This is a genomic window from Actinomadura violacea, from assembly GCF_017573465.1.
In the GTDB taxonomy this organism is placed as follows: Bacteria; Actinomycetota; Actinomycetes; order Streptosporangiales; family Streptosporangiaceae; genus Spirillospora; species Spirillospora violacea.
Window position 1 is genome coordinate 22,811 of the sequence record NZ_JAGEPF010000040.1, and the last position, 14,605, is coordinate 37,415.

The following is a 14,605-nucleotide window of genomic DNA, read 5'->3' on the forward strand; positions in this document are numbered from 1 at the left end:
TGTCGCCGGATAGAGCCGCGCCAGCGTGTACGCCTGGGAACAGATCACTGCTCGCGGAGACGTTGCATGTCCGAGCGCGCCCGGTGCGGCTGCTCGTGCGCGTCCACCGCGTACTCCACCGCGGCCTTGATAACACGGTCGACGCCGCGGCGACGCCATCGGTCGATCGCCATCCGCGCGATGATGCCACCGGAGACCCGATAGAACCGCGGCGGGATCCGCCGCTTCGCCAGCTCGGCCTCGAACCAGAGCACGCGCTGCTGCGCCTGCTCGATGGAGGGGAACCGCTGCTCGGCCTCTTCCTGGACCTCGGCGTACCGGCGGTAATGCTCCACCGCCGCGGCCTCGCGAAGCGCCTCATAGCGCGCCGCCCACTGTCCAGCGAGGTAGAAGCTGACCGGGCTGAAGCGCGGGAGGTCGTCCCGGGACGATTCGCCGGCCATCTTCACCTGCACCCGGGTCCGGTAGGAGTACCGGGCCACCTCCATCTCCTCGACGCCCGCCCTCAGCAGATCGACCACGGCCGCAGCAAGAACGTCCGAGCTGGAGGCCGGTGGCCGGTCGTCCAGCCCGAGCAGGCGAAGCGCCTCCCCCTTCCGCTCCACTCCCGGAAGGGGCCGGTCCTCCTGGAGCCGCTTCCGCCACTTCTCCACGGTCTCCGCCTGCGTACGCGTCATCCTGCCGGTGGAGTACTGGACCGCAGGGACGTCATCGGCGTCCAAGGAGGAATCCATGTGGAAAGCTCACCGGCTCTGCGCTGCAGCGTCCACCTGGCCTCCCCAGCCGTGACCGAATCGTGGCCTGGTCATTCGTCTAGGAAGTCGACGGGGCCGGCGAGTTCGGGATTGACGACGGTGGGCAGGGGGGCCAGCCCTGAAGGCACTAGCGGCCTGCCGAAACCGCAGCCCCAACAGCGCCCAGCGCTTCCCCACGCGCATCAAGGAGTGCAGCGCCTGCGGGCGCTTCCACCTCACCGATGTGATCAGCAAGCCCGCGAAGGCGGGGAAGAAGCGGCGGCGCCGCAAGGGCGCGATGGCCTGGAAGTAGGAGGGGCGGCCGGAGTGCCGTCCCTCTCTGGGGCGGCGCTCCGGCCGACGCCACCTGCCGGTTCGCTGTCGCACAACATGTTGGCCGCCGGGCGGATGCGGCCTGGGTAGCGTTGTGGTGCGTGACCCTTCCTCCAGCCGAGTACTACGCCAGCCTGCCCAAGCACATCGCGGGAGCGGGAGCCATCCTGCACGACCCGGAGGGGCGAATCCTGCTCGTTCGCCCCTCCTACCGCGACGACACCTGGGAGATCCCTGGCGGCGCGATGAACGTCGGCGAGTACCCGTGGGAGACCGCTCAGCGGGAGACCAAGGAAGAACTCGGCCTCGACCTGCCACCCGGCCGCCTACTCGTCGTCGACTGGGTCCCGCCGCAGCCGGACGGCCGACCCGCCTTGGCGAACTTCGTTTTCGACGGCGGCCAGATCACGCAGGCCGAGGCCGAGAAACTCCACCTCCAAGCCGACGAGCTGGCCGACTGGCGGCTCACCGGCCCCACCGAATGGGAACGGCTGCTCGCGCTGCACATGGCGCGGCGCATCGCCGCCTGCGCCGAGGCACTCAGCACCGGCACCACCCTCTATCTGCAGCACGGCCGACGTCTGAGCGACACGGCCGAGACATCCAAGGACACGCCCGGCGTCGATGCGCAGCGCGGGCCACTACTGGTAGGTCCGGCGACAGGGTGGTTGCTGGTGGGATTGACAGGGTCGGGCAAGACCACCTTCGCCAAGCGCTTGGAGCAGCAAGGTGTCGTGCGGTTGTCGGTGGACGAGGAGGTCTTCCGGCGGCACGGCCGCTACGGCGTGGACTTCCACGAGTCGCGGTGGTTCGAACTGGCGGGCCCGGCGGCAGAGGAGGTCTACCGGCGGCTGGGCGAGCTGGTGAGGTCCGGGCGGGACGTGGTGCTGGACCACGGGCTGTGGACGCGGGAGGACCGGGACGCGGCCAAGAAGCTGGTGGAGGAGGCCGGCGGCCGGTGGCGGCTGATCTACTTCAAGGTGGGACGGGACGAACTGATGCGCCGCCTTCAGGCCCGCAATCAGCGGGCGGACGCCAACGCGCTGCTGGTGACCGAGTCGGCGCTGGAGGACTTCATCGCCCGCTTCGATGGGCCGGACGGTGAGGGCGAAGAGATCTTCGACGCCCAGCAGCCGTGACGGGCGGATACCGGTTGATCAGCTCGGCGGGAGGACGCGCGCCAGGTCCTTGAGCAGCGGCCGAAGGGCGGGGGCGCGTCGAGGGTGAGCGGCCAGGGTGTCGCGGAGATCGCCGATCAGGTGACGGCAGCGCGGCGAGGTGATCTGCGGTGCTTGCCGTGCGGCGGCACGCGCCGCACTGCCCGCTTGGTCGAGGTCTCCGGCGCGGGCGTGAGCGAGGCCCAGCCAGGTGAGGTGGCGCAGGGTGGAGCGCTGGTAGGCGGCGGTGGAGGTCAGTGCCCGGTCGTGCAGGAGGGTGGTGGCGCTGGCCAGGAGCTTTTGCTGGTGGCGGCCGGTGAGGTGCTCGGCCAGGGTGACCATGCCGCGGCCGGTGATGGCGTCGAGTTCGGTGCGGGTGACGTAGCGGGCCCACCGGGGAGTCTTGTCGCGGTGGGAGCCGGCGTGGTCGAGGGCCTGCAGGCTCTGGTCTCGGGTGCGCTGGAAGCCGCTCAGGTCGCCGGCGGCGGCGTAGGCCAGGCTGCTGCGGGCGGCGATGAGTGCTTGCACCGCCGCCGGGGCGCGGGCGGCGGCCTGCTGCGCGGCGGCCGACAGCTGGAGGGCCTGGCTGGTCTGACCCGGCATACCGGCCAGCTGGTTGCTCATCAGCGCGAGGATGCTGGCCGCCAGCGCGTGATCATTGGCGCTGTGGGCGGCGTGCAGGGCGGTCAGGTACCAGCGTTGCGCGGCGCCGTCTTGAAGGTTCTCGTACGCCATGAACCCGGCGGTCTGGGCGAGCTGGGCGAGCGCGGCGCACAGCCGTCGCCCGGTGGCGGTATCGTAGCTGGCCTGGCGCAGCAGCCGGGAGACGCAGGCGAACTGGTCGCTGACGAATCCGGCGCCGGCGGCGCCGTGCTGGTCGTCCATCTGCTGCGCGGCGGCGACGATGGTGTCGATGACGGTGATGGTCTCTGCCGACACCCGTCCTCCGGTGGCCGCGGTGCGGGCGATCGTGGTGGGGGCGGGGGCGTCCATCCATTCCCACGCCGACGCCGTCACAGCGGCGCCCGACAGGGCGATGAAGGCGCGTCGTGCCAGCATGGTGTGCGGCCATCCCTCCAGTAGGCGCAGCAGGCCCTGGTCCGTCCACGGTACGTCCAAACCGTCGTCGATGACCCGGCACTGCGGCCCGCGCGCTCGGGCCAGACCTGATGGAAGTCCAGCGGCTGGCCGATGACGACCTGCCGGGCTGCGCGTTAGAGCTCGCCTTTGCGCCAGGCCTCTGCTTCAGCGTCGATCTGGTCGACGTCCGGCGGCGGGATCTCGATGGAGTTGGCCCATGCGCTGATGAGGTCGGCGGCCTGCCTGACGGTGTCGGCATCGACGGCGCCGTGGACGTGGAAGTAGGTGATGAGCGCCCCGGCCTCCGGCTGGTCGGCGTCGCAGCCCGGGCACAGCACCACCTCGGTCGTTCCGCGGATGACGTGCCCGTCCTGTCGCTCGATGTCATGCGGAACGCGGGCCGACAGCAGACCCGGCCCGCCGCAGCGCGGGCAGGCCGGGACATGCAAGGCGGACACCACGTCGATCGGTCGTCTGCTCTGCTCGCCCGCAGACTCGGGGTCGTCGCGGTCGTCCGACTGGTCGCCGGGCCGTGAGCTGCTGGGGGTCATTGGATGGCGCTCGCGCCCAGCAGACTCTTGATGTCGCCGAAGAACGCCGAGTCCGGATTCACCTGGAAGGGCTCCAGGTTGAGCAACGTGCCGCGTCCGCCGTGCGTCATGTACGCCAGGTGGACCGGTGACCCGCCGGGGTGGGCGGACAGGATCCGCTTGAGTTCCGAGACCGTCCCGGCGTTGATCTTGGTGGCGGGGACGCTGATGACGACCGGCGGTTCGGACCCGCCGGCGGTGGAGACGTCCAGGACCTCCATTTCCTGGGCGTGCAGGGAGATGGAGCCGTCGCGTTCGTTGATCCGGCCGAGGACGCTGACCACCATGTCGTCGGCGAGCGTCGTCGAGTACAGCTGGTAGGCCGACGGGAAGAACAGGCACTCGATCGACCCGTCGAGGTCCTCCAGCTTGATGATCGCCCAGGAGTTGCCCGTCTTGGTGACCTTGCGGGTCAGCCCGGAGATCAGCCCGGCCACCCGCACCATGCCCTGGCGGCCACCGGCACCGACCTCGGCGGTGGTGGCCTCCCGGTTGCGCTCCAGGATCCGCTCTGCGCCGTCCAAGGGGTGGGAGGAGACGTACAGGCCCAGCATCTCCCGCTCGAAGGCCAGCAGCGTCGCCTTGTCCCACTCCCCGTCGTCGGGGATGGTCACCGCGAGCGGCGCCGAGCCTCCGTCGTCGGCCAGCCCACCGAACAGGCTGTCCTGGCCGATCGCCTCGGCCTTCTTCTCGCTGACCACCGAATCAACGGCCGGTTCGTGGGCGATCAGCAGCCCCCGCCGCGGGTGCCCCAGGCTGTCGAACGCGCCGGCCTTGATCAGCGACTCGATCGCGCTCTTCTTGCACACCGGCATCGGGACCTTGGTGAGGAAGTCGCCGAAGTCGGTATAGGCGCCCTTTTCTTTGCGGGCGGTGACGATGCCGTCCACGACGGCCTCACCGACGTTGCGGACCGCACCCAGACCGAACCGGACATCGTCGCCGACAGCGGCGAACATCGCTACCGACTCGTTCACGTCCGGAGGCAGCACCCTCACCTTCATCCGCCGGCACTCACCGAGATACACCGCCATCTTGTCCTTGTTGTCGCCGACCGAGGTCAGCAGCGCCGCCATGTACTCGGCGGGGTAGTTCGCCTTCATGTAGGCGGTCCAGTAGGAGACCATGCCGTATCCGGCGGTGTGGCTCTTGTTGAACCCGTACTGGGAGAACGGCACCAGCACGTCCCATACGGCTTGGGCGGCTTCGGCGCTGTAGCCCTTGTCGGCCATGCCCTGGGAGAAGATGGCCCATTGCTTGTCCATCTCCTCTTTCTTCTTCTTGCCCATCGCTCGGCGCAGGATGTCGGCGCCGCCGAGGGTGTAGCCGGCGAGCTGCTGCGCGATCGCCATGACCTGCTCCTGGTACACCACCAGGTGGTAGGTGTTCCCGAGGATGGGTTCCAGGGCGTCTTTCAGCTCCGGGTGGATCGGGGTGATCTCCTGCTGCCCGGCCTTGCGGAGCGCGTAGTTGACGTGGGCGTTGGCGCCCATCGGGCCCGGTCGCCCGAGGGCGAGGACGGCGGACACGTCCTCGAACTCGGTCGGGGCCATCAGCTTGGTGAGATCGCGCATCATCGAGCTGTCCAGTTGGAAGACGCCCAGGGTCCAGCCCGCGCGCAGCAGGGCGTAGGTGGGTTCGTCGTCCATCGGGATGTCGGTCAGCTTGACCTCGATCCCCCGGTTGGTTTTGACGTTGTCGATGGCGTCGCCGAGGATCGTCAGGTTCCGCAGCCCCAGGAAGTCCATCTTCAGCGCGCCCAGCTCCTCGCAGGAGGGGCCGTCGTAGCCGGTGATGCGGGCGCCGTCGTCGGGGCGCTGGTGGATCGGCATCACGTCGATGAGCGGCTGGGACGACAGGATGACGCCGGCGGCGTGCACGCCGGTGCCGCGGGTCAGGCCTTCGATGCCGACCGCGGTGTCCAGGACGCGTTTGACGTCCACGTCTTCCTCGTACAGCTGCCGCAGCGCTGTGGCCTCGGCGTACCGTGGGTCCTTCTCGTCGAAGATCGCCGAGAGCGAGATCTCCTTGCCGCCGGCGGCGGGCGGGAACGCCTTGGTGATCTTGTCGCCCAGTGCGTAGGGCAGGTCGTTGATGCGGCAGGAGTCCTTCACCGCGGCCTTGGCCTTGATGGAGCCGTAGGTGATGATCAGGGAGACGTTGTCCTCGCCGTACCGCTCGTTGACGTAGCGGATCATCCGCTCACGGCGACGGTCGTCGAAGTCCAGGTCGACATCGGGCATCGACACGCGTTCGGGGTTGAGGAACCGCTCGAAGATCAGGCCGTGCTCGATCGGGTCCAGGTCGGTGATGCCGGTGACGTAGGACACCATCGACCCCGTCGCCGACCCGCGTCCCGGGCCCAGCCACACCCCGTTCTCGCGGGCGTAGTTGCAGATGTCGGCGACGACCAGGAAGTAGCCGGGGAACCCCATCTCGTCGATGACGCCCAGCTCGTAGTTGATCCGTTCGGTGACCTCGGCCGGGACCGGGTCCCCGAACCGCTTCACCGCGCCGCGCTCGGCTTCCTTGCGCAGCCATGTCGACTCGGTTTCGCCTTCGGGGATGGGGAACTTCGCGGCCAGGTCGCGCCGCTCGAACACCTCGTCGTACGGCTCGACCATCTCGGCGACCAGCAGGGTGTTGCGGCACCCTTCCAGCCAGGCTTCGGAGGAGTCGATGCCGCGCATCTCCTCGGCGGTCTTGAGGTAGTAGCCGCTGCCGCTGAACCGGAACCGGTCGGGTTCGGCGAGGCGGGATCCGGTGCCGACGCACAGCAGCGCGTCGTGGGCGGCCGCCTGGTTCTCGGTCACGTAGTGGGAGTCGTTGGTGACCAGCGGCGGAATGCCGAGGGTGTCGGCGATCTTCAGCAGGTCATCGCGGACCCGCCGCTCCAGCGGAAGCCCGTGGTCCATCAGCTCCAGGAAGTAGTTTTCTTTCCCGAAGATGTCCTGGTACTTCGCCGCAGCCTTGAGGGCCTCGTCGAACTGGCCGAGCCGCAGCCGGGTCTGCACCGCACCGGATGGGCATCCGGTGGTGGCGATGATTCCCTTGCCGTGCTCGGCGAGGAGTTCGTCGTCCATCCGGGGCCACTTGCGGTAGTGGCCCTCCAGCGAGGCCAGCGACGTCAGCTTGAACAGGTTCCGCAGGCCGGGCGCGTCCTTGGCCCACATCGTCATGTGGAGGTAGGACCCGGACGCCGAGACGTCGCCGCCCTCGCCGGTCTGCTCGTTGGTCTTCTTCTGGTGCGGCTCGCCCCACAAGATCGGCTTGCGGACATGCCGGGACTCGGGAGCCACGTAGGCTTCCACACCCAGGATGGGCTTGATGCCGTTCTTCTTGGCGCCCTTGAAGAACTCGTACGAGCCGAACATGTTGCCGTGGTCGCTCATCGCTACCGCGGGCATCCCGAGTTCGGCGGCCTTGCCGATCAGCGGGCTGATCTTCGCGGCACCGTCCAGCATCGAGTACTCGGTGTGAACATGCAGGTGAACGTACGAATCAGCCAACGCCGAGCCTTTCTTTACGCGGCCGCCGAGCGGGGGACGGGGCCGGTGGTGCAGACGACCCCATGAGCCTACGGCGATCAGCGTGGCTCGTGGGACAGGGCAGGCCCATCTCGGTCTTGATCACAATCGAGGCCCGGCCGGAGCGCCCTTGGAGGGGCTCCGGCCGGGCCGGTGAGCAGCCGTTCCCTAGGGTGATGCGGCGGGGTCTGTGGGGCCGCTCACCTCAGGGTTCGGCGTGTCGGTCAGGCGATGTCGGTCAGGTCGTGGCGGGCAGCGACGTCTTGGCGTCGTGGCGCAGGGCGTAGTTGTCCTGCATCCCCTTGTCGCACGCCGTGTCCAGGACGATCAGCCCGGCGTCGGTGGCGGCCAGGAACCGGTCGACCTCGGTGTCGTCGAGGCCGTAGCCGAGGCCGGGGCCCTCCAGCCGGAGGCTGGCCGCGGCCTTCTCCGCGAGCGTCATGGGCATCTTCCTTCCATCTCGGTGCCGGCCCGGTCGGGTCGGCGCGGTGTGGGTTCGCCGGCGGTTACCGGACGGATGCGGCGATCGCGACCAGGACGTACTGGCCGTGTTCGAGGGGGACGATGGAGGAGGTGAGCCAGCCGGGGGCGGCGACGTGCGCGCCGGCCACGGGCCGGATCATCAGCTGACGGCCCCAGGGGAGTCCGGGCATCGCGGTCATCTGGGACCCGGCGCGGGGGTCGGAGAAGGCGAGGGCGCCGGACTCGGTGTGGGTGGGGGCGGGGCTGGCGGCCAGGATCCACCAGGCGACCAGGTCGGCGGGGTGTCCGGTGGCGGGGACGTCGTGGCCGTGCCGCCAGACCTGCACGTCGATGTCGACGCTGCTGATCGGGGGTGCCAGGTCGGGGCCGTAGGCGTCGGCGAGCGCGTCGAAGGAGGCGCGGAACGCCGTGGCCGCGGTGTCCAGGTCGGTGATGATGTCGCCCGGCGGCAGGGACTCCAGGGGCGGCCCGTCGGCGTCGATGTCGGCGGCGGCCGCCGACAGCAGCGGGGCCGGGGTGAGTTCGACGACGGTGATGGGCGTTCCCCAGTGCTGCCGCACGGACGGGCCGCCCGTGCTGCAGGGCCGCCGGTCGGGGGCGGACGTGGTGGTGGTGAGCGTCATGACATCCGGCTCCAGCGCTCGTGGTAGGCGATGTTCCAGGCGATCGCGATCCGCAGGCGCGAGTCCGTCGCGGTCGCTTTCACCGAGTGGGGCTGCCAGCCGGGGAATGCGACCATCCGGCCGGGGATCGGGGAGTAGCGGACGACGCCCTGGGAGGCGCTGCGGCCGACGGCGGCCGGGCGCGGGTCGAGCATCTGCAGGTACCCGGCCTCGCTGTCGCTGCTGGGGTCGGCGGCGACGTACAGCACGCCCGACCACGCCGAGTCGTGGTGGGTGTGGGGCCGCAGCGACCCGCCGGACCGGTACACCACCGCCCACGCTTCGGCGTTGACGTCGTGGCCGCCGATCTCGTCGGCGGCATCGCCCAGCACCGCGCGGGTCAAGGTGTCGCCGGCGGCGGCGATCTGGACCTTCAGCCACTCGATCGACGGGTGGTCCCAGGTCAGCATCGTCTGGGACGACTTGATCGCGTCGATCCCGCCGAAGTTCGCGGCCTGGGTGTCGGTCTTCTCCGCCTGAAGGATCATCTCCCGCAGGACCGGGAGGTGCTCGGCGGCGCCGGGGCAGTCGGCCTGGTAGGTGGGGGTCCTCCACATCTGCATCACCGGCCGGTCGGTGGGGAACGTCGGCGGGCCGGAGTCCGACGGCGCCGAGCGCGAATGAGCGGTCACGGTCACAGCCACAGTCCTTTCCTCGTTCGGGCATCTCGGGGTTTGCGTCGGGCCCGGCTGCAAGGGGTCACCCCACGCGAGCCGGCTCCGGGCCGGGCAGGTGGGCGGCGATCCGGTCGGCGAGGAGCCGGCCGACCGGGGTCAGGTGCCGGGCGGCGTCCAGGCACCCGGTCCCGTAGTCGGCCAGCAGCCGCACCCGGTCGTGGTCGCCGGTCGCCTGGTAGAGGCGGATGAGCGCGGCGGCGACGTGCGCGGCGCCCAGCGCCTCGTCCGGGCTTCGCCCGGCGGTCCCCGACGGCAGGGCGACCGGCGGCGCGTCCGGGGTCTCCAGCCGCCACATCTCCTGGATCAGGTACAGCCATTGGTGAGCGAGTTCGTGCACGAGCTGCTCGCGCAGCTCGGCCTCGGTGGAGAACGCGGCGTCGGCGAGAAGCACATGCTGCGGCCAGGACCGCGACGACGCCGAGATCGCGCCACGGTCGGGGAACAGCCGCGCGTACCGAACCGGCAGCCGCAGCAGCGGCCCCCACGCGGGCACCAGCTCCTCGAGTTCGATGAGGCGGCGGCTGATCGCGGCGCGGCGGGCCGAAGCCAGAGGCCGGGCGGGCATCGGCGGCGAGGTCCGCAGCGCGTAGATCGCAGACGGCATCAGCCACGCCTGCGGAGGCACCGCCCCGCGGGACCCGCTACGCGGAGCCTGCTCGGCCTGGGCGTGGCGGACGGCGGCGGCGCCGGCCAGCAGGCGCCCGTGCTGGAACCCGTCGTCCAGGAACGGGAGCCCGTCCAGCATCCGAAGCGGGTCGGCGAAATCTTGGCGGGTCAGCGCCAGTGCGGCGTCGGGGGAGGCAGAAGCCATCACAAGGATCCCTTTCAACGGGCGGGCGCAGGGGCGGGCGCGGGCACGCCTTGGACGTCCAGGAGCGGGTGGTTGCGGAGCGGTGAGTCGTCCAGTCCGAACGCCAGCACCGCGGCGCCGGCGCGGCGTCCGGTCTGCAGGCACGGCAGCGGCCACGGCGCCTCCGGTCGCGGCGTGAAGTAGACCGCGGGCGGACGCCCCAGCATCGCCAGCACGCCGGGTCCGCAGTCACGACCGCCGTAGCTGTCGAAGCTGAAGCGGGGGTGGCCGATGTCGAAGTCGTGGACGACCGCGACCGCGCCGCCAGTCGGCGTGCGGGTGGCGAGGAGTTCCAGTTCCTGCTCCAGCGGCCACGGGTCGCCCCAGTGCGCGTCGAGGAAACACAGCGGCCGGGTGTGGCGGCGGGTGACGTCGGCTATCAGTCGTGGGGAGTCGCAGCATTCCACGGTGGCGTTGCTGTGCCCGGTGAGGCGCCGGCGGGTGACCGCGACGTGGCGCGGGTCGATGTCGCAGGAGCGCACCGGCAGTTCCGGGTGCCGGGCCGCCAAGTAGAGGGTGGTGTCGCCGACGAAGGAACCGGTCTCGCAGATCGCGTCGCATCCGAGCATGCCGATCAGCTGGTCCACCAGCAGCGCCAGGTGGATGTCGAACCCGAAGGGCCCGCCGCCGTCCGATAGGCGGATCTGCCCGGCCCTGGGGATTCGGTAGAACTCCTCGTAGGTCCGTTGGACGTCCGACTCGGTCACCACCATCACCGCCTGCTGCATGAGTGGTCGCTGCGCCCTCCACACAACGCCCGGCTCTCCGCGGCGGCTAGGGGCTGAGGTGTCTCTCGGTGTCTCTCCTGAAACCGGCTCCGAGCACGTGCTGCGGCCGCGGCGGGAACCGGCCTCCCGGAAGGGGTGGCTCCGCATCGGCCCCCGCCGGATAGTGGCCAGGGAGGTGTCAACGACGATGCCGAGGCCGCGTACCAAGCCGATCAGTAACCCGGCGCTGGCCGCCGTGATCCGCCGAGCCGGCGTGACGTACGCCGCCTTCGCTCAGCAGGTCAATACGGTCGCAGGCGAGAATGGGTATGCCACCCGGTACAACCGAGGGTCCGTCGCGAACTGGCTGACCGGCCGCACCCCGACCCCGCGCGTGATCCCCTTCGTTGTGGAGGCCGCAGCCCGGTTACTCGGCGCTCCGCAGCTGGGCTCGGCGGATCTGGGCTGGCCCGACTGCGGGGTGGCCCCGCAGAGCCCGTGGGCGGGTGATCCCGCCACCTGGCTGGACCATCTGGGGAGATGCGACATGACCGACCTCGACCGGCGCTCCGTCCTCAGCGCCGGGGCGTTCGTGCTCAGTGCCGCGGCGATACCCGCCGCGGGGGTGAAGGGCGCGGGCAGGACCCCGCCCGTCCGGACCGGCGCCGCCGACGCGGCCCGCATCAAGGAAATGACCGAGACCTTTGCTGGCCTGGACGACCGGTTCGGTGGTGGCCACGCCCGTGCATCGGTTGCCGCGTATCTGACCAGCCATGTCGTTCCGCTACTGCGCAACGCGTCCTGCAGCAGCGCCGCGGTGTTCGTCGCGGCGGGTGACCTGGCCTACCTCGCCGGGTTCATGGCCAGCGACGCCGGCGCCGCAGGAGCCGCGCAACGCTACTTCATCCAGGCCGTCCGGCTCGCTGAGCATGCCGGAGACGACCAGGCCGAGGCCGGGCGGTTGCGGGCAACGGCCCTACGCGCCATGTCGTTGCAGGCGGTGTGGCTCGGCCACCCGGCGCAGGGCCGTGATCTCGCCGACGCCGCCGAGCGCGCATTGCCTGCCGGATGTCCGCTGCGGCTGCGCGCGTGGGTCAATTCGATGCGCGCCGAAGCCACCGCTGCCGCAGGCGACCCTTACCGGGCACGCGGCCTGCTGCGCACAGCGGAGTGGGACCTCGAACGCGCGTCATCGGATGGAGCCGTGTGGACCGGCGCTTACACGTGGGCCGCGCTGTCTCACCAGACCGGAACGACTCTCACAGCCGCCGGGGACCTGGCCGCCGCCGAAGACCACCTCACCGCATCCCTGGACGGACGCCCCGCCCACCAACGGCGGTCCCGCACCCTCATCGGCTCCCGGCTCGCCCACTTACAAGCCCGGCGCGGACACCACGACCAAGCCGCCCGCACCATCCAGACCATCGCCGCGGACCTCCCGCTGGTCGACTCGGCCCGCGTCGACCACGAACTCCACGCTCTCCGCGCCGAATGGCGCCAGGCACACGGCCCATCGGGCGGCGATGTCGCGGAGGCGGACGCGGCCCTCGCCGACGTTCTACGACGCCGGCATCGCAGCCGAACGCTGCTGTAGGGGCGCACGGCCAGGGTCTCCGCGCGGGCGGTGCCCGGTTCGAGGTCGGATTCCTAGAACCTGCCCAAGTCAGGAGCCACCGAATTCCTCACCGGATACAGGCCACCCGAGCAAGATTGAACGGCTCGTCTGAAGAGCCCCAGGTCGAGTCCGCTTCATGGACCGGCGGGTCCCAGCTGACCTCCACACAGTTCTCGGAAGATTACTCACCTCGCGGGCTATTTCATGGGCTCTGACGGGCTGGAGTTCGAGGGCGGGGTCGTGGTGAAGTCGGCGCGGGGCGCCCAGAAGCAGGGGGCGTCGGTGAGCGGGAACACCAGGATCTTGTCGCCGTCGATCCGGCCGAAGAATCCTTTGGTGCCGTCTCGTAGGTACAGGGTCTGGCCGGGGAGGGGGAGCGTTGGTCGGTGGTGAGGGGAGTGCAGTGCGGAGCGGGTGGCTGAGCCGTCCAGGTCGGCGGCGCCGTTGTCGTGGGGGAGTTGGGCGATCCGGAGGTCGGTTCGCGGGTCCATGGGGTGTGCTCCTGTCCGCCGGGGTGTGAGTGGCCGCCTCGGTTGGCGGCGTGTCGGTGTGCTCGGTCCCGGTGGCAGGTGTCATGGGCCGGCGGGGCGCGGCGCGCATGAAGCGGAGCTTGCGGAGCGTTGCGCGGCGCGTCCTGGTGGCCCAGCCTGGTCGCCGGGATCGAGCGCACCGCGGCTGCTGCGGGGCGGTCGCGGGGCATCGGCCGGCGGGCGGGCTCGTGGTCTCTATCGGGTCGGCGGGCGGCGGGGGGCGGCGCTGCGCAGTTTCACTTCGGGGAGGGGGTCGGTGACGTTCCATTCGATGACGGCGGTGCCGGCGTCGCGGTAGTGCTCTTGTTTGGCGCGTTTGCGTTCGTCGTAGTCGGCGCGGCCGAGTACGCCGTAGACCTCGACGTAGACGGGGGCGGGTGTGTCGGTGAGGACGAAGTCGGGGAAGACTGCGTCGGCGCCGTCGTAGCGGAGGGGTTTGGTGAAGCTGCGGCCGGCGGTGATGAGGTGGTCGGCCATGGCCACTTCGTGGGAGGAATCGGCTGGAATCCACCGGTAGTTGGTGAGCATGGCGGCCATGTCCGCGACGGCGAGGTAGTTGTTGGGGGTTCGCTCGACCAGGAACAGCCCGATCCGGCGCGGCTGGGTGGAACCCGCAGCGGTAGTGCTGGTGGCGGCTGTGGCGTGGGGGGTGGACAGCGTGGTGGTGGAGAGCGCGGCCCGGTAGGAGCGGCGGGTTTTGTCGAGCAGGGGGGTGCTGGCGAACAGGGCGCCACGGTGGTGCCGGAGCGTGAGCCGGGAGCCGTATTTGGTGGGAGTGATGTCCTTGATTTCGCCGAGGATGAGTCCGCGTTGCTGGTGGCGTCCGATGCGGCTCAGCTGGTCGGTGAAGGTGGTGAACAGTGTGGTGTTGGCGTCGGCGTTGTCGGGCCGGTAGGGCGGTACGACGTACAGCCGGGTGGTGAGGTCGTGTCCGTTGACGGTGCAGTCGGCGGCTTGGTGGGTGAGGCGGGTGTGGCAGGTGGACCAGCTGCGCCGCCAGGTCGGGTGCCAGAGGTTGAGTTGGGCTTGTTCCCACAGCCAGTGCAGTAGTCCGAGCAGGCTCATGGTGCGGGCGGTGCCGCTGGTGGTGCGGGCGGGGGTGGTGAGGGCGGGGGCTGCGCGGGTGCCGGTGAGCTGGAGGGGGGTGGCGAGGCGGATGGTGGTGCCGTCGGTGGTTTCGGTGAGCGCGCCGGCGGTGTATCCGCCGCGTCCGGACAGGTTCGCGGCGGCTTGGTGGAAGGGGCATTCGGGGGTGTGCTGGTCGCCTTCGCCGGGCCAGCGGGCGAGGTGGTAGCGGCCGGATCGGGATCGGATGACCAGTTTCAGTGCGGGGGTGCGGCACAGGCATTCGGCGTGGCCGGTTTCGGCGCGGGCGCGGGCGAGCAGGCGGGTGAAGCGTCCGGGGTCGTGGCGTACGGCGGCCAGGGGCACGAGGTGGTCGGCGAGCCGGACCTGCCCGGCGGTGCCGTCCTGCTCTGTGAGGGGCGCTGCGGGTTCGCGGTCGGCGCCGGTTGGGGCGCCGGTTGGGGTGGTGGGGAGGGCGCCGTCCGGTCTGGGTCCGGCTGCCGCGCGGCCTGGCAGGGGGTGTTGGGGCTGCGGTGGGCGCGACATCGTTTCAGGTGTCCTCTCTGGTGCTGGGTGGGCGGGGGGGACGGGATGC

The 14,605-nt window shown here is 70.5% G+C and carries 13 protein-coding genes; 2 read left to right on the forward strand and 11 right to left on the reverse strand.

Annotated elements, in window-relative coordinates; translation table 11 throughout:
• Window positions 1-44: 44 nt before the first annotated feature.
• Window positions 45-722 carry a hypothetical protein gene (locus J4709_RS45990; RefSeq protein ID WP_208251807.1) on the reverse strand — a complete coding sequence of 226 codons (678 nt, stop codon included), beginning with the start codon at window positions 720-722 and terminating at the stop codon, window positions 45-47.
• 446 nt (window positions 723-1,168) lie between these two features.
• On the opposite strand from J4709_RS45990, the gene J4709_RS45995 reads away from it, so the two are divergent.
• Entirely contained in the window at window positions 1,169-2,206 is a 1,038-nt protein-coding gene (locus tag J4709_RS45995) for an AAA family ATPase (RefSeq protein ID WP_208251808.1), read from the forward strand.
• An 18-nt stretch (window positions 2,207-2,224) separates the two neighbouring features.
• Here the strand turns inward: J4709_RS45995 and J4709_RS46000 are convergent, their stop codons facing one another.
• The 8 genes from J4709_RS46000 to J4709_RS46035 form a co-directional block, all read right to left on the reverse strand.
• On the reverse strand, window positions 2,225-3,343 hold the full coding sequence (locus J4709_RS46000) for an NsdA family TPR-like regulatory protein (RefSeq protein WP_208251809.1): 1,119 nt from the start codon (window positions 3,341-3,343) through the stop codon (window positions 2,225-2,227).
• Between the two features lie 95 nt (window positions 3,344-3,438).
• Window positions 3,439-3,855, reverse strand: a complete 417-nt coding sequence (locus J4709_RS46005; RefSeq protein ID WP_208251810.1) for a DUF6300 family protein — start codon at window positions 3,853-3,855, stop codon at window positions 3,439-3,441.
• Window positions 3,852-7,403, reverse strand: coding sequence for a DNA polymerase III subunit alpha (gene dnaE, locus J4709_RS46010; protein ID WP_208251811.1), 3,552 nt, complete (start codon window positions 7,401-7,403; stop codon window positions 3,852-3,854). Before dnaE ends, J4709_RS46005 begins: the two co-directional genes overlap by 4 nt.
• A gap of 256 nt (window positions 7,404-7,659) precedes the next feature.
• Window positions 7,660-7,863 carry a hypothetical protein gene (locus J4709_RS46015; protein WP_208251812.1) on the reverse strand — a complete coding sequence of 68 codons (204 nt, stop codon included), beginning with the start codon at window positions 7,861-7,863 and terminating at the stop codon, window positions 7,660-7,662.
• A 64-nt stretch (window positions 7,864-7,927) separates the two neighbouring features.
• A complete protein-coding gene (locus J4709_RS46020) occupies window positions 7,928-8,527 on the reverse strand; it encodes a hypothetical protein (RefSeq protein WP_208251813.1) in 600 nt (199 codons plus the stop codon).
• Complete coding sequence (locus tag J4709_RS46025; RefSeq protein WP_208251814.1) at window positions 8,524-9,204, reverse strand: putative 2OG-Fe(II) oxygenase; 681 nt, start codon at window positions 9,202-9,204, stop codon at window positions 8,524-8,526. The genes J4709_RS46020 and J4709_RS46025 overlap by 4 nt, the downstream gene beginning before the upstream one ends.
• A 61-nt stretch (window positions 9,205-9,265) precedes the next feature.
• Window positions 9,266-10,054: an aKG-HExxH-type peptide beta-hydroxylase gene (locus tag J4709_RS46030; RefSeq protein ID WP_208251815.1), complete on the reverse strand. Its 789-nt coding sequence runs from the start codon at window positions 10,052-10,054 to the stop codon at window positions 9,266-9,268.
• A 14-nt stretch (window positions 10,055-10,068) separates the two neighbouring features.
• The gene (locus J4709_RS46035; protein WP_208251816.1) at window positions 10,069-10,821 is read right to left on the reverse strand and encodes a hypothetical protein; all 753 of its coding nucleotides are present in this window, start codon (window positions 10,819-10,821) and stop codon (window positions 10,069-10,071) included.
• Between the two features lie 187 nt (window positions 10,822-11,008).
• Here J4709_RS46035 and J4709_RS46040 point away from each other — a divergent pair, with 187 nt between their 5' ends.
• Complete coding sequence (locus tag J4709_RS46040; protein WP_208251817.1) at window positions 11,009-12,394, forward strand: NsdA family TPR-like regulatory protein; 1,386 nt, start codon at window positions 11,009-11,011, stop codon at window positions 12,392-12,394.
• Between the two features lie 218 nt (window positions 12,395-12,612).
• On the opposite strand, the gene J4709_RS46045 is transcribed toward J4709_RS46040, so the two are convergent.
• On the reverse strand, window positions 12,613-12,906 hold the full coding sequence (locus tag J4709_RS46045) for a hypothetical protein (protein ID WP_208251818.1): 294 nt from the start codon (window positions 12,904-12,906) through the stop codon (window positions 12,613-12,615).
• Window positions 12,907-13,140: 234 nt separating this feature from the next.
• Window positions 13,141-14,556: a DUF1173 family protein gene (locus J4709_RS46050; RefSeq protein ID WP_208251819.1), complete on the reverse strand. Its 1,416-nt coding sequence runs from the start codon at window positions 14,554-14,556 to the stop codon at window positions 13,141-13,143.
• Window positions 14,557-14,605 lie beyond the last annotated feature (49 nt).

Excerpts from the sequence above, each read along its gene's own strand:
- J4709_RS46015 (WP_208251812.1), bottom strand. The coding sequence starts at position 7,863 with ATGACGCTCGCGGAGAAGGCCGCGGCCAGCCTCCGGCTGGAGGGCCCC.
- J4709_RS46005 (WP_208251810.1), bottom strand. The coding sequence starts at position 3,855 with ATGACCCCCAGCAGCTCACGGCCCGGCGACCAGTCGGACGACCGCGAC.
- J4709_RS46035 (WP_208251816.1), bottom strand. The coding sequence starts at position 10,821 with ATGCAGCAGGCGGTGATGGTGGTGACCGAGTCGGACGTCCAACGGACC.
- J4709_RS46040 (WP_208251817.1), top strand. The coding sequence starts at position 11,009 with ATGCCGAGGCCGCGTACCAAGCCGATCAGTAACCCGGCGCTGGCCGCC.
- J4709_RS46020 (WP_208251813.1), bottom strand. The coding sequence starts at position 8,527 with ATGACGCTCACCACCACCACGTCCGCCCCCGACCGGCGGCCCTGCAGC.
- J4709_RS46050 (WP_208251819.1), bottom strand. The coding sequence starts at position 14,556 with ATGTCGCGCCCACCGCAGCCCCAACACCCCCTGCCAGGCCGCGCGGCA.
- J4709_RS46030 (WP_208251815.1), bottom strand. The coding sequence starts at position 10,054 with ATGGCTTCTGCCTCCCCCGACGCCGCACTGGCGCTGACCCGCCAAGAT.
- J4709_RS46045 (WP_208251818.1), bottom strand. The coding sequence starts at position 12,906 with ATGGACCCGCGAACCGACCTCCGGATCGCCCAACTCCCCCACGACAAC.